The 13511-nt window shown below is 67.5% G+C and carries 10 protein-coding genes and 4 pseudogenes; 7 read left to right on the top strand and 7 right to left on the bottom strand.

Annotated features, from left to right (window positions below; genetic code table 11):
* Positions 1-787 precede the first annotated feature (787 nt).
* From ACZ470_RS40365 to ACZ470_RS40355, 3 genes are all read right to left on the bottom strand, one after another.
* Entirely contained in the window at positions 788-1129 is a 342-nt protein-coding gene (locus ACZ470_RS40365; protein WP_468434942.1) for a DUF427 domain-containing protein, read from the bottom strand.
* 447 nt (positions 1130-1576) lie between these two features.
* Positions 1577-2821 (bottom strand): amidohydrolase family protein, encoded by a 1245-nt coding sequence (locus ACZ470_RS40360; protein ID WP_468434941.1) that lies wholly within the window; start codon positions 2819-2821, stop codon positions 1577-1579.
* A 722-nt stretch (positions 2822-3543) separates the two neighbouring features.
* Positions 3544-3981 carry a cupin domain-containing protein gene (locus tag ACZ470_RS40355; RefSeq protein ID WP_468434940.1) on the bottom strand — a complete coding sequence of 146 codons (438 nt, stop codon included), beginning with the start codon at positions 3979-3981 and terminating at the stop codon, positions 3544-3546.
* Between the two features lie 208 nt (positions 3982-4189).
* Here ACZ470_RS40355 and ACZ470_RS40350 point away from each other — a divergent pair.
* Positions 4190-4446 (top strand): annotated as a pseudogene (locus tag ACZ470_RS40350) (hypothetical protein); the annotation flags it as partial.
* A 7-nt stretch (positions 4447-4453) separates the two neighbouring features.
* Positions 4454-4738: pseudogene (locus tag ACZ470_RS40345) on the top strand (SbtR family transcriptional regulator); the annotation flags it as partial.
* A 45-nt stretch (positions 4739-4783) separates the two neighbouring features.
* Here ACZ470_RS40345 and ACZ470_RS40340 read toward each other — a convergent pair.
* Positions 4784-5189 (bottom strand): annotated as a pseudogene (locus ACZ470_RS40340) (Tn3 family transposase); the annotation flags it as partial.
* Positions 5190-5355: 166 nt separating this feature from the next.
* Positions 5356-6669, bottom strand: coding sequence for a ricin-type beta-trefoil lectin domain protein (locus ACZ470_RS40335; protein WP_468434939.1), 1314 nt, complete (start codon positions 6667-6669; stop codon positions 5356-5358).
* A 453-nt stretch (positions 6670-7122) separates the two neighbouring features.
* On the opposite strand from ACZ470_RS40335, the gene ACZ470_RS40330 reads away from it, so the two are divergent.
* The 4 genes and pseudogenes from ACZ470_RS40330 to ACZ470_RS40315 all read left to right on the top strand — a co-directional run bounded on the left by ACZ470_RS40330 (position 7123) and on the right by ACZ470_RS40315 (position 11084).
* The gene (locus tag ACZ470_RS40330) at positions 7123-7920 is read left to right on the top strand and encodes an alpha/beta fold hydrolase (protein ID WP_468434938.1); all 798 of its coding nucleotides are present in this window, start codon (positions 7123-7125) and stop codon (positions 7918-7920) included.
* A 676-nt stretch (positions 7921-8596) separates the two neighbouring features.
* On the top strand, positions 8597-9400 hold the full coding sequence (locus tag ACZ470_RS40325) for an SDR family NAD(P)-dependent oxidoreductase (protein ID WP_468434937.1): 804 nt from the start codon (positions 8597-8599) through the stop codon (positions 9398-9400).
* A gap of 561 nt (positions 9401-9961) precedes the next feature.
* Positions 9962-10645: pseudogene (locus ACZ470_RS40320) on the top strand (cytochrome P450); the annotation flags it as partial.
* A gap of 70 nt (positions 10646-10715) precedes the next feature.
* Positions 10716-11084 (top strand): cytochrome P450, encoded by a 369-nt coding sequence (locus tag ACZ470_RS40315; protein WP_468434936.1) that lies wholly within the window; start codon positions 10716-10718, stop codon positions 11082-11084.
* Between the two features lie 274 nt (positions 11085-11358).
* On the opposite strand, the gene ACZ470_RS40310 is transcribed toward ACZ470_RS40315, so the two are convergent.
* Positions 11359-11961 (bottom strand): TetR/AcrR family transcriptional regulator, encoded by a 603-nt coding sequence (locus ACZ470_RS40310; RefSeq protein WP_468434935.1) that lies wholly within the window; start codon positions 11959-11961, stop codon positions 11359-11361.
* Between the two features lie 132 nt (positions 11962-12093).
* Positions 12094-12945: an oxidoreductase gene (locus ACZ470_RS40305; RefSeq protein ID WP_468434934.1), complete on the bottom strand. Its 852-nt coding sequence runs from the start codon at positions 12943-12945 to the stop codon at positions 12094-12096.
* A 251-nt stretch (positions 12946-13196) separates the two neighbouring features.
* On the opposite strand from ACZ470_RS40305, the gene ACZ470_RS40300 reads away from it, so the two are divergent.
* Entirely contained in the window at positions 13197-13397 is a 201-nt protein-coding gene (locus ACZ470_RS40300; RefSeq protein WP_468434933.1) for an HD domain-containing protein, read from the top strand.
* The last annotated feature ends 114 nt before the right edge of the window (positions 13398-13511 follow it).

The following is a 13511-nucleotide window of genomic DNA, read 5'->3' as shown; positions in this document are numbered from 1 at the left end:
GCGCAGAGCGGAGGCTGTCCCTGTGGTGGTTGACGGAGCAGCGATGCTGGTCACGTTGATCCTTAGATGGAATCCGACGGAGGTCGAAGTTCAGGGGTTTCTGGGCGGCTGCTACCGCGCCTGTGAGACTGAACGTTCTATCCACCAGATTGGCAAGGGTGGGGCCACTTGTCAAGACCGAACGTTCTACCTGCCCGAATGGCGGATCGCAGCCGGGAGAGCCGCGTTCGCTTGAGGGTGTGCCGCTTGACAGCCAGTTGATCTTTGCCGACCATGTCGGCCGGTTCTATGCATGTCAATGCGACTTTCCGCCCATGGCTGGATTTTTGCTCGGGTAGCTGTTCGTCTGTGACCCGCCTCAGCAGACGATCGACGAGCTGAGCAAGGCTCCATTGGCGAGCCGGAGCGCCTTCACCGGTGCGGTCAGGTTGCTTGAGCTATGGGATGGTGCGGCGTGCACGCACTGCCGGCGAGCGAATGGACCGGGTGTCGCTGGAGGCACGCCGGTCCCGAACCCACCCACCTGCGACCAGGACACGTGGCCGGACTCCTCCCGCCGGCCCGTGAGGGGCCGGGCGGTCCGCAGCGGTGCGACGAGGCGGGCCGCGGCGACCCCTGCGCCGATGCGCCAATGCGCCAAAAGACGTACAGAGCCGGCTCCCAGCCGTCGCTCCATCTGCTGGGCGTCACCTCCGTCGCCGGGAGTGCCGCGACGGTGCCCGCACCGAACCGGTACTCCGCCAGGCACACCGCCCGCCGGCCGGCGACCCCGTCAGCCGCGAAGCGCTCAGGACATCTCTACTTCGTAGAAGCAGAGATAATCCTTGATCGCGGCCACCTCCGGTTTCGGGTCGGCGTACGTCCAGGCCGAGTCAGGCGCGTCCGGGAGCGACCAGTAGGAGGCCTCACCCTTGAATGGACACTGCGTGCGGGTACCGGACGGGGTCAGCAGGTCGAGGCGCACGTCCTGGAACGGAATGTAGTACGAGTCCGGACAGCCCGGCTCGCGCAGCAACAACGCCCCGTCGCTCTCCGCCAGTACCTGCCCGTTCCGCACCACACGCACGTGCCGACCACTGAACTCTACGGTGATGCGGTATCCCGTGCGCCTGGGAAGTGCCTTGGTCACTTCTCGTCCTCCTTGGTGTCAAGTCCTGCTCGGATCAGCACGATCGGGGGCCGGGATCTTCCCGCTGGTGCAAAATCCGCTGCCGGTCTCGACGAGCTCCACACGAATCCCGTGAAGAAGTCCGTCGTACCGTCGGCAAGGGCGATCACGCCGCCATCCGCCGTGGTCGGACTCCGGTTCGATGAAGGTGGCCGCCGTACGAGTTGCGGCGCGAGGCACGCCGGCGGCCGTTCGGCCTTCACGCGGGGCGGGAGCAGCGCCTCCACTGTTGCGGGTCCATCTCCATCCCCGCTTCCGGTGTGCTCACGGCCGCAGTGCGGAGCAAACCGCGACCGTGGCCGACACGCTGAGCGTGATGAACCTGTTCGTGCCATGGGGCTCGAAGCGTTGAGTCAATCTTCATGGGCACACAGCCCCAACGCGACCCCGAGCCAGCGGACAGCGTGATCAAGTGGCATTCAAGTACTTTGCCGACTCGGCAACAGAACGCTGAACGGCGACCCGATCGACGCGTGTGGGCTCACCATTCGCCACGACACGCTCCCCGCCCACCCACACGTCCGACACCGCGCGCGAGCCCACCGCCCACACCAGCGTCGACAGCAGTCGCGTGTCCGGGACGTCCAAGCCGACTGCAAACTGCGGTCCGTCCACCTTGATGTGCACCATGTCTGCCCACTTGCCCGGCTCCAGGCTGCCGATGTCGGTCCGCCCAAGCGCCGCGGCCCCGCCTCTGGTCGCCATCAGGAGGGTGTCCTTGGCGGTCAGGGCCATGGCGTCTTCAGCAGCCAAGCGACTGAACATGGCGGCCAGGCGCATCTCTTCCCACAAGTCCAGGTCATCGTTGCTCGCCGGCCCGTCGGTCCCCAGACCAACAGGAACGGAAGCTGCACGAAGTTCTGCGAGAGGTGCCACTCCTGAGGCGAGCTTCGCGTTGGAGCCAGGGCAGTGGGCCACTCCCGTGCCCGACTGAGCGAACAGATCAACGTCTTGGGGAGACAGGTGCACCGCATGCGCGGCAAGGAGGCGCCCGTCCAGAAGGCCGACCCGGTTCAGCAGCTGCGGCACGGACCCGTGAGAGGACCGCACTTCGCGGTCCTCCACCAGTGACTCGGCAACGTGGATGTGCACCAGTGCACCACGCACCATGGCCGATTCCGCTGTCGCCTCCAGTGCTTCCGGTGGAAGCATGTATGCCGAGTGAGGGCCGTAGGCGATCTCAATGCGGTCGTTCGGGCCGAATCGCAGTCCATCGGCATCGATCCACTTGTCAATGGACGCCAGAGTGTCTCGCCATCGGGCGCCTGGGACGTCGAGAAAGGCGGGAGCGACAAGGATTCGGTTCCCCACCTCAAGCGCCGCATCAACGAGCACCTCTGGATGGAAATACATCTCAGCACTTGTCGTGATCGCGGACTGCAACATCTCGATGCAACCGAGGCGCATGCCGCTGCCCGCGTCGGCAGGTCGCATACGCCCTTCTGCGGGCCATATGACGTCGTTGAGCCACGACGCCAGGGGAAGATCACCGCCCATCCCTCGGAGAGAGGTCATGGCACTGTGGGCATGCGTGTTGACCAGGCCCGGGATAAGAATTCCGGTCAGCTGGAGGGAGCGGGCAACCTCCACACGCGGGGCAGTGGCGGCCGGACCGCAATAGGCGACGCGGCCGACGTCATCCACGTCGACCACCGCGTCCCGGAGTACGGATCCCTCCGCGTCCATGGGTAGTACAACTGGGGCTTGGAATCGCTGGGCAATCATAAGAATTCTGTGCCAATCCTACAGTGATAGTGATCACGTGGCCGGTGCGTCCTGGATCCCAAAGCGGCCAGGAGTTCAGTCACGCAGCGCACGCGAATGTGGGGCTGAGGATCGGCATCACTGCACGCTCCATCAGGACGCGGCAAACCGTGTGCAACAGGATGCGCAACCAACGCGGCTTGCCAATGGAGCAGTTGAGATGTTCGACATACTGAACTACTCGATCAAGCGGCCCGCTGAAGACCCTCAATGATGGTAGGGCCGATCCGGTTGCCACAAGGCTGTTCATCCGCTTCCGAGGGCAACCCACGTGTCCAGGAGGGCAGAACGAGCTGTGCCCAGGCGGTTCGAGCTCGTAGCACGATCACGAGTTGGGTCTTCATGAGGCGCCCCGAGGCAGACTGGCCACCAGGATTCACCTCTCGGTCGAGCAGGGGCAGAAGCCCTTGTCCGTCATGATCACGGCCTCCCCGCGGCGACGCCAAAGTTCGACAAGGGCGACTACAACCGGCGGCATGCGGTCGAGTGCGGGATCAACCGGCTCAAGCCGCGCCGGGCCGGCGCCAAGCCCCGTGACCAAGCGGTACAGCCCCGCCTGACCAGGGAGGCGCCCCTGAAGCCAGGGCGCCTCCGAGTGTCCGCGGGAGGACTTACTCGAAGTCGCAGCCCGGGTTGGGGGCGTCTTGGGAGAAGGGGGCACCGTGGGGGAGGACGTAGAGAACCTCAAGGACGACGTCGGTGGTGCCGCGGTTCTGGCCGATGTGGACGTGGTCCGGGCCGGAGGGCTCGGTCAGGGTGTCACCCTCGGAGTAGACCCCGTCGGAGGCGCAAGAGGAGTCGAAGTGGCTGAGGGTGCCCTTGGCGACCCGGGCGTAGAGGGTGCCGTCGTGGAAGTGCCAGCCGGTGCCCTGGCCCGGCGGGATTGTGATCCGGCGCAGGGTGAAGTCCTTGTCGCCGAGGGTGATGGTGGGGCCGATCTGGGTGGCCTTGACGCCGGGGCCGCCCGGCGTGGCGTGTGCGGTGACGGGGGCCAGCGCCAGACCGGCCAGCAGAGCCGCGACGGCTCCTATGCGGAGTGAGGAACGCATGGGGGGCTTCCGTTTCGTGTACGGAGTGACAAGTCGGCCCGCAGGCGCGGACAGGCAGACCGTCACGGGACCGGCGGGCGTGAAACACCGTAGTACGTACAGCAGTTGATCGGCTCGACCGTTCCACCTGAGATCAACGAACAGTGTGACTCGGTGTGGATCAGCCCCGGCCCCGCCGCTCACGTCGGCACGATTGCCGGCCGGAGGCCGACAAGTACGGGAAGAACGCCAGGTCGGCTACGTGCTCGCCGTTGCCTGCTCGGCCGAAGTCACCACCGGCGCGGGGTAGTTCCGCACGGATGCCCTGGCCGCGAAGGTACCCAAGCGGGCTTGCAGAAGCTCTCGGCCGGGGTCGGCGCCAAAAGGCACCTCTTCGGTACCAAAGGGCACTGCTTCGGCGTGAAAGGGCACCGCTTCCACGACTGGGCGGTCATCGACCTGGCCGAACCCCGGCCCGGCAACCAGCCACCCGTTCCTGGACTACGTCACCGCCAAGTACGGCATGATCGACGCCCTGCGCGCCATCGCCGCGACGGGAAACAATCCTTATGGTCACAGCCGGGAAATGATCCAGGCCGCCATTACCTCACTCATGGACGCTTGCACGGCCGCCGGGGCGATCCGCACCGATATCCAACCCACCGACATCGGCGCCGCCCTGGAAGGCATCGCCCTCACCTCGGCGGGTGCTGAACACCGACAGCAAGCGGAGCGCCTGCTCGACCTCACCCTGGACGGCCTCACGGCCCGCCCGTGAGGACTCGTGCGAGGGTCCGCCCCACCACCACAGGGCCTCGGGCGGTCATTCCTCGCTGTCCTCGTCCTCGTCCGGCTCGGGCCCGTCGGGGTCGCGTAGCGGGCGCAGGGCGCTGGCGATCGGGATGCCGGCCGCGAAGCTGTGGCCGCCGAGCAGGTTCAGGTCGCCGTGCTTGAGCGGGGACAGGCGGGCGATGTCCTCGTCGCGGATCTTGTGGCCGTCGGCGCGGAGCTGGGCGATGGCGGCGTCGATGTACTTTGTCGTCGTCCAGAGGACGATGGCGTTGAGGGCCGGGCCGAGCCGGTCGTTCCTCCATGCCGTCGCGGTCCGCCTGGTGGATGGTGCCGCGCTTGCCGTGGCACACGTCCCGAGCCGGATGGCGGGACTCCTGCCTGGTGAGCTGCCGGTTCATCTGCCGGCGGTAGGTGTCGTCGATCGGGTCGACCACGCGCGAAGAAGTCGCACTCATGATCGATCACGGGCGGCGGAGTCGCGATGACCGTGCACGGTTGTCGGTCGAGCACGGGCGGGACCGGATGTCCTGGTTGCGAGGTGGCGGTTGCCCGCGTGGTGCCCCTCCGGCCACCGTCGGCCGGAGGGACACCACGCGGCCGGTGTCAGGCAGTCGGGGTCCAGCGCTGTGCGGCCGCACCGTTGCAGTCGTAGATCTGCAACTGGGTCCCGTCCACGGTGGAGCTCCCCGGGTCGTCAAGACATCGCCCGGACTGCGGATTGATCAGTGAGGAGTTGGGGCCCGTCACCCAGCGCTGTGCGCCGGTGCCGTTGCACGTCCAGAGCTGGACCTTGGTCCTGTTGGCGGTCCCCCCGCCGCTCACGTCGAGGCAGCGTCCCAGGGCGCGTAGCGTACCGCCCGCGCCAGGGACGTACGTCCACCGCTGCGCGCCCGTACTGTTGCAGCTGTAGAGCTGCACGGGCGTGCCGTCGGCGGTGCCGGAGTTCCGCACGTCGACGCATTTGCCGGCGATCCCCGAACGGAACGTCACCGTGGCCGTCTGGCCGCTGGACTCCAGGGCGGAGTGGACGAGCGTGGCCGCCGCTCTCATCCCCGCCTCATTGGGGTGGTAGGTGGCACGGCCCGCGGCCGGGCGGTACGACTCCACCCAAGGGCTGGCCGAGCACGCGTCGTGGCCACGGCTCGCGGCAGCCAGATCGACCAGGGTGGCCCCCGTTGCGGCCGCTGCGGTCGCGGTGGCCTCCGCCAGGCGCGAGGCAATACTGCGCACGAATGCCGCCTGGTCATCGGTCAACGGGACGTTCGCGCAGACCCCGGAGGCCGGCAGGAGGGTGAAGTAGTTGACCAGATGGACGTGCGCCTGTGGTGCCGTGCCACGGATGGCCTTCACCACGTTCTCGATCCGACCGGCCAGCGCGGGGAAGGTCTGGTTGATCGCGTTCCTGTCCACCGTGCCGCAGTTGGCGCCGCCGCTGGTCTGGCAGGAATAGGTGTTGATGCTGCCCAGGTAGTTGACATCGTTGCCACCGATCGTGACGGTGACGAGGCGGGTCGCCGCGGTCACGGCCTGTACCTGCGGTGGCTGCCCGGACTGACTGGTCGTCAGGACGTTCGCGGTGGTCGCGCCGCTGCACGAGACGTCCGTGAGGTTCGCCCCGATTTCCCGGGCCACGATGCTCGGGTAGTTTCCGGCCGACCGGGAGCACGTCGCGGCTCCGCTCCCCTCCTGTGTCGGAGGAATGCCCGGCCCGGCCGCGAAGGAGCTGCCCATCGCGACGTATCCGAGGCCCGAACTGACGGCCGCGAGACGCGGCTCCGTCTGGGCCTGCGTGATTCGGTGTGCTGCGGCGGTCGACGCCGAGGCGGCAATCGCTGCCGCACACGCCGCCGCCACAGCGACGAGAGCGCGCACCGACACTGGTGCGCGTAAACGGTTCTTCGAGCACAGGCCCGCCATCGGGTTCCTCACGGTGGTAGGGGCACGTCGGAGACGGGACAACACCCGGCGCCGGACGTAATTGGTCCGGACCTTAGCGAGCGTTGGCGCCTTGGCCAAGACCGCGGCCACACTTCGCGGATGTGTACGGCACGGCTGACGAGGGCGTAAACGAGCGTCACCGGGCGTACGTTCCGGAGTCGGACGCCGACGACCCGGCTCCCCCGACGGGACGGACCCGGTCACGTCGGATCCAGTCACAGGGGAACGCGATCCTTCGCCGTCGGCCGCGTGCGTGAGCGGGGACCGAGCCGAGGTGTGACACGAGCCACCAACACCCACGAGGGAGAACGTTCGGTTTGACACAACACCCAGCGGCACATCTAATTGGTGTACCGAACGTTCTCCCTCCGCAGAGGGTCGGCCCTGTTCGGCTGCCGATCCGCTCTCTGCCCATGACCGATAGGACACCTCATGCGCATCCGTATCTCACGTCGCGTCGCGCTCGCCGCCGGCGCCCTGGCCCTCATGGGCGCCGCCACGGCTCCTGCCGTGGCCACGTCGGGCGGTGAACAGACCACTTCCGCGAAGCCGACCGTCGTCCTCGTCCACGGAGCGTGGGCGGACTCCTCCAGTTGGTCGCCCGTGATGGAGCGCCTGCGTGAGGACGGCTACCCGGTGCGAGCCATCGCCAACCCGCTGCAGGGGCTCACGAGCGACACCGACTATGTCTCCAGCTACCTCTCCACCATCGACGGCCCGGTGGTGCTCGTCGGCCACTCCTACGGTGGTGCCGTGATCACCAACGTCGCGGCCTCCGACCCCGACGTCAAGGCCCTGGTCTACATCGCCGGTTTCATCCCCGCCAAGGGTGAGACGGTGGGCGGACTGGCCGAGAAGTCCTCGCCGCCCATCCCGCTGATCCCCACCGAGGTCCCGGGCGGTACGGAGGTCTCGATCGATCCGGATCACTTCCGGGAGGCCTTCGCCGGTGACGTCGACAGGACCACGGCCGCCAACCTGGCGGCCGCGCAGCGGCCCGCCAACACCAAGGCCGTGTCCGACGCCAGCGTCGCCGAGGCCTACCGGAACATCCCCTCCTGGAGCCTGATCACCCGCCAGGACAAGGCGATCGCTCCCGACCTCCAGCGCTTCATGTCCAAGCGGGCCCACGCGCACATCGAGGAGGTCAACGCCTCGCACGCGGTGATGATCAGCCGCCCCGGCACGGTCACCAAGGTGATCGAGGACGCTGCCCGCAGCAGCCGGTGACGTACGAACCCGGCTCCGGCCTCGGTGTGGAATCCGGGTGAAGGCCCGCCATCGGACAGTGCGGCCGAAACGCTCGTCCACGGGCCGCCGACCGTGGTGCCATGGAGTGCCAGCGCCCGACACGACCCGCGTCAGGACCAGCGGCTGAATATGTCGGCCCGCCCACGGCCTTCCATGCAGGCCGTCCCTCCGGCAAGGAAACTCCCCGGGGGGACGGCCTGTTGGACACATCGGCCACATGTGTCCTCGTACAGGTGGCTGCGCCTCCGGCACCGAAGGAGACCGGTGCGCCCTCGTCACGAGTGAGCCGACGCACCGGTTCGACGAACGCGCCACCGGAGCCCACGAGGACGTGATCGGCGCCCGCATCGGGGCGACCCTCTCCTTCTCGGGCCGCGACATCACACCGATCAGATTCAACTGTCGCCAGTTCTCGGGGGAAACGAGGGCGATGCAGGGCGGGCGGCGATCACTCGCGGGTGCCCCGACAGGGGTGCGACGCACGGATCGGAGCAACCCGGCACGTGCCGCACCGGATCAGTCTGTCGCCGCAGCGCGGCGGACCGGATGGCCCGAGCCGGACTGCAGTACCGCCGACTTCGCGGGACTCACCGATGGACCGGTCACCTTTGCGAGGTGCATCCACGTTGTCAACGCATATTGAGGAGATGTCTAGATGAGTCAGCGTGAATTGCCGAACGGCAAAGAGAAGGTGCAGGACCGGATGACTCCTGATGAAGCGACCGGTCGTGTTGCGCTGATCACCGGTGCGACCAGTGGTATCGGGTGGGCCGTGGCTCGCCGCCTGGCACGGGACGGCCTCACCGTCGTGGTCACTGGTCGCGATCGACGACGGGGAGACCAGGTCGTCTCAGCCATCCGGGCAGAGGACGGAACGGCACATTTCATCCCTGCCGATCTGCGTGACGCGGCTTCGGTGGCCGATCTGGCACAGCAAGCGACGGAAGCCGGCGGCGGTCATGTCGGCGTCCTTGTACATAGCGCCGGTGCAGGGATCCTTGGCCCCACGTCGGGGACGACGGAGTCCGAGTTCGATCGAGTTTTCGATATCAACGTGAAGGTGCCGTATCTGCTGACCGGACACCTCGCCCCACCCATGGCGGCCCGCGGCGACGGAGTGATAGTCAACGTTTCCAGCATCTCCAGCGGCCGTGGAATCGACGGTATGGCTGCGTACGCAGCCAGCAACGCAGCGATCGACCAACTGACGCGCAGTTGGGCCGCCGAGTACGGCCCCCACGGTGTGCGGGTGAATGCCGTGGCGCCAGGCGTCACGGACACGCCGATGATCACCCCCGCACGCGGATACTTCGAAGCCCTCGCCGACCGAGCCCCTGCACGTCGGCTCGGTGGCCCGGACGAGGTCGCCGCCGCAGTCGCCTATCTCGTGTCCTCCGAGGCGAGGTTCGTACATGGGGTGGTACTCCCCGTCGACGGAGGCTTCACAGCCGTCACCTGAGCACGAACCCGGGAAGAGGCCGCCGCTCCGTCCGTCTTGGTGGGACCGAGTGGGAATCCATCGGCTCGGGCGGGGCATCCGGTGTCCGGCCGAGCGTGGAAGAGGAACTTCCTCCGCTGTGCGGAGGGGGTCCCACCAGCCGGGCCTTGACGTACAGGCCGTGGAGCCGAGATCGAAGCGTTCGACCGCATCCGCCGCCTCGCCGCCCCGAACCAAGCCGTCGTCCTCGTCACCCACCGCATGTCCGGTGTCCGCCACGTCGACCACATACCTTGACGTCAATAACGGAGTCCTGAACCCGTCGCCCAAGCACTGGCCCGGCGCCTCCCTCGCCCGGCGAGTTCGTCATTCACGGCTACCGCGCCCAAGGACACGTCGCCGCGAGCACGCAGACCGGCCGGAGAGCGAGCCCCCGGTGCTTCCCATTGTCGGACACCTTCCGAAGCTGGTCATGAACCCACTCGCCTTCCTGGCCTCACTACCGAAAGCACATGAGGTCACTACCGTGTTCATCGGTGGACGACCGATCTACTTCCTCAGCTCCCACGGCTTGTCCGGTCCCTGCTCACCGGGGAGTCCGGCGCTTTCACTCGCGGACTGGTCTTCGAGAAGGCCGTCAAGGTCTTCGGCCAGGGCCTCATCGTGTCCGACGGGGAGCAGCACCGCCGGAACCGGCGGTTGATCCAGCCAGCCTTCCACCAGCACAAGATCGAGCACTATGTCGAGATCATGCGCTCCGTCGTGGAGAAGAGGTCCAGCGCGTGGACAGCGGGGCAGCCGTTCGCCCTGAACAGCGAGACCCATGAGACGGCCGTGGAGGTCCTGACGCGAACGCCCTTACGAGCGGATCTCGCCGACAGGGCAGCCGAGAACGTCAAGCGGGCGTTCCCGGGGATCGTCGCGGGTATCGCCGCACAGGCGCTCTATCCCTACTCCTGGATGGAGAAACTTCCCCTCCCGGTGAACCGACGGTACGAGCGCTCCGCTGCCCTGTTCCATGACGTCGTCAAGGCGGTGATCGCCGAACAGCGCAAGAACCCCGCGCAGGACGACAGCCTCCTGGGCACGCTGATCAACACCCGCGACCAGGACAACACCTTCACCGAAGCACAACTTCGGGACGAGACCGTCACCATGCTGATCGCCGGCGCCGAGACCGTCTCGACGACGCTCGTCTGGTTCTTCCACGAACTGGCCCGCTATCCCGAGGTCGAACAACGGCTGGTCGACGAACTGCAGAGCCGGCTCGCGACAGGCCGATCTCTTTTCAGGTTTCCGCAAACTGCCCTACACGGCCGCCGCGATCAACGAGGCAGTGCGGCTGCACCACCCCAACTGGTTCCTCTCCCGGCGAGCCGTGTCCTCGGTGACCCTCGGAGGCCATCGCATCCCTGCGGGGGGCGAAGTCGTATTCAGCCCGTCGACGATGAACCGGGACCCCGAAGTCTTCGACCATCCTCTGCGCTTCGACCCCGACCGCTGGCTCGACGGTCGGACGGACGACCTGCCACGCTCGGCCTACATGCCATTCGGCGTCGGGAAACACAAGTGCGTCGGTGACACCTACGCCCTGGCCGAGCTCACGGTCTCCATCGCCTCCATAGCCCGCCGCTGGAAACTCACCCACCAGCCCGGATCACGCGTCCGCGAAGTCCCCTGGACAACGTCCAGCCCGCCGACCTGATCATGGTCGCGCAACCTCGGCAAACCGTATGAGCGAGGGGTGCCCGTCCCGACCGACCCGGGGAGCCCGACGGTGCGGGTGCCCGATTCGGGACGGGCCGGATACGAGCAACCACGGCGTCGACCCGGCGGTTGACGGGCCCCGCTGGAGAAGCTGCACGCGCCGACACCGAACGGTTGCTTCGGCCATAGCGATGTGGGCGAAGGCCGAGAAACCCTCACGCGGACCGCTTCACCGGATTCGCGCGGACTGGACCCGTCCCTCGCCGGGCAGTTCAGCCCGTCATCACCCTGCGCCAGATCTCGGAGATGGTCGTGCTCGCCCGGCCCAGATCCCCGTCCGGAACGAGAGAAGCACGGTAGAAGGCACGCTCCGTCATCCAGCACAGGGCATCCGCCAGCGCCGTAGCGCCGTCCGGTCCGTCGTCGTCGGGGATACCAGCGCTTCTCAGCACCTGTGCCATGGTGAGTGCGAACCGATCCACGGTCTCGCTCCAGGCAGCTCCGACGACCGGGTGCAGCGCCGAGTAGTCCACGGCGGCGCGCATGACCGTGCCGTGGTCCCGCCATACCGCCTCGGTCGCCCGGACGGCCCGTTCCATGGCCGCTACGGGTGCGGCGGACTCGTCCCGGGCCGTGGCATCGGCGTGCGCCCGAATGGTGCGCATGGTCCGCTCTACGAGAGCTGCCAGCACCTCGTGCTTGCTGCCGAAATAGAAGTACAGGGAACCCCGGGAGATCCCGGCCTTCTGGGCGATCGCCTCCACGGTCAGGTTTTCCAGACTCGTGTGTCCGAGCAGTTCCTCGGCGGCGTCCAGAAGAGCCCGCTCACGCAGGTCTCCCTTGCTGGGGGCGGCACTGCGCCTTCCCACGGTCATCTCCCCTGTCTCCCCTGCGGTTCCCCCGCACTCTACTTCCACGACGGGCAGGCACGGCCGGAGTGTTGCGGCGTCATGCGAAGAGAGGGAACCGCGGGGGATGCCCGCGCCCTCGTGCGTCCGACCGGCTGCTCAGTTGTTCGTGATCTGGGCTCCGTCGGGAAAGTCCGTGGTCCGCGACAGCTTCTCCCAGGTGCGGATGTCGTCGTCCACCGCCTGCCGGCCCTGGCCGATGAGGCGCAGGGCGTCGGAGCCCAGGACCAGGTGGCCGGGGGGCTCCGGCACGTCGAGGATGTGGAGCAGAGCCTCAGCTGCCTTCTGCGGGTTGCCCAGCTGATTGCCGCTCGCCTTGAGCCGTGCCTCGCGGATCGGGTCGAAGACCTCGTCGTAGTCCGAGACCGTTCGCTCCGCCCGGGTCATCGACCGGCCGGCCCAGTCCGTTCGGAAGGATCCGGGCTCGATGGCCGTGACGTGGATACCGAAGGCCGCCACCTCCTTGCGGATACTGTCGAGCATGCCCTCCAGGGCGAACTTGCTGCCGCAGTAGGCGGACATGCCGGGCACGGCCATGAGACCGCCCATGGAGGTCACTGCCATCAGGTGCCCCGAGCGTCGGGGGCGCATGTGGCGCAGGGCCGCTTGAAGCGTTGCGGCGGCACCGAACACGTTGGTCTCGAACTGAGCCCGGACGGCTGCCAGCGGGGTCTCCTCGAAGACGCCCTCCAAGCCGTAGCCGGCGTTGGCGATGACCACGTCCAGCGGACCGACCGTCGACTCGACGTCGTCGGTCACGGCGAACACGGCCTCGTCGTCCGTGACGTCGAGCAGGCGCGCGTGCGCCCTGCCCGGTGCGAGTGCCTCGAAGGCGGCGCCATCCTCCTGCCTACGGACGGTACCCACGACGGTATGTCCCGCTTCCAGGGCTCCTGTGGCGAACGCCCGGCCGAGTCCACTGCTCACGCCGGTGATCAGAAAGGTCTTCATGGCTGGTCACATCCTTGGGCCGCGGCGGCTTGGCCGCCGTGAAAGTTCCTGTCGACACATCGAATCTACACGACGCAGATTTTTTTTGACATCACGCAGATTATCTGGGGGCATCCGTGGCCGCACCCTCCTCAAGATCCGGTCGCCGGCACGGCCCGTGCCACGATGAGCGCATGAACGATGAGCACAGGATCCTCAGTCGTGGAGAGGACGCCGTTGCCTGACGGCCTCGCGCGCGACTCATTTAGCTCGTGGAGGGGGACCGGCGCGGCACTGTCCTGCGTCGGTCACCTCTCGCCGCGGCGGATCGCCGCGCGAACGACGCGGACCACTCCTGGCACCTCGCGCCGATGGCCACGGTCCTCGCCGAGCGCTCCGACGAGCCGGTCGATCCCGGACACACGGTCCGCTCGTCCTGCCGCTGTCGCTCGGCCCCTTCCCGAGGTCGGTGACCGACCCCAGGGGCTCAGTGGGCGGGGCAGTACGGCGAGGGCTGTGTCGGCGATGTCGGTCAGGGTCTTCTCGCTCGTTCCGGCTTTGCCCAGCGCTTCGATGCCGCGCAGGAC

This window comes from Streptomyces sp. NPDC031111, assembly GCF_055570675.1.
The sequence above is the reverse complement of the archived record's forward strand: the minus strand, read 5'-3'. Positions and strand labels throughout refer to the sequence as shown.

What these genes read in the sequence shown, in the direction of transcription:
- ACZ470_RS40310 (WP_468434935.1), bottom strand. Translation starts at nt 11,961, where the DNA reads ATGACCGTGGGAAGGCGCAGTGCCGCCCCCAGCAAGGGAGACCTGCGT.
- ACZ470_RS40355 (WP_468434940.1), bottom strand. Translation starts at nt 3,981, where the DNA reads ATGCGTTCCTCACTCCGCATAGGAGCCGTCGCGGCTCTGCTGGCCGGT.
- ACZ470_RS40325 (WP_468434937.1), top strand. Translation starts at nt 8,597, where the DNA reads ATGAGTCAGCGTGAATTGCCGAACGGCAAAGAGAAGGTGCAGGACCGG.
- ACZ470_RS40305 (WP_468434934.1), bottom strand. Translation starts at nt 12,945, where the DNA reads ATGAAGACCTTTCTGATCACCGGCGTGAGCAGTGGACTCGGCCGGGCG.
- ACZ470_RS40335 (WP_468434939.1), bottom strand. Translation starts at nt 6,669, where the DNA reads ATGGCGGGCCTGTGCTCGAAGAACCGTTTACGCGCACCAGTGTCGGTG.
- ACZ470_RS40330 (WP_468434938.1), top strand. Translation starts at nt 7,123, where the DNA reads ATGCGCATCCGTATCTCACGTCGCGTCGCGCTCGCCGCCGGCGCCCTG.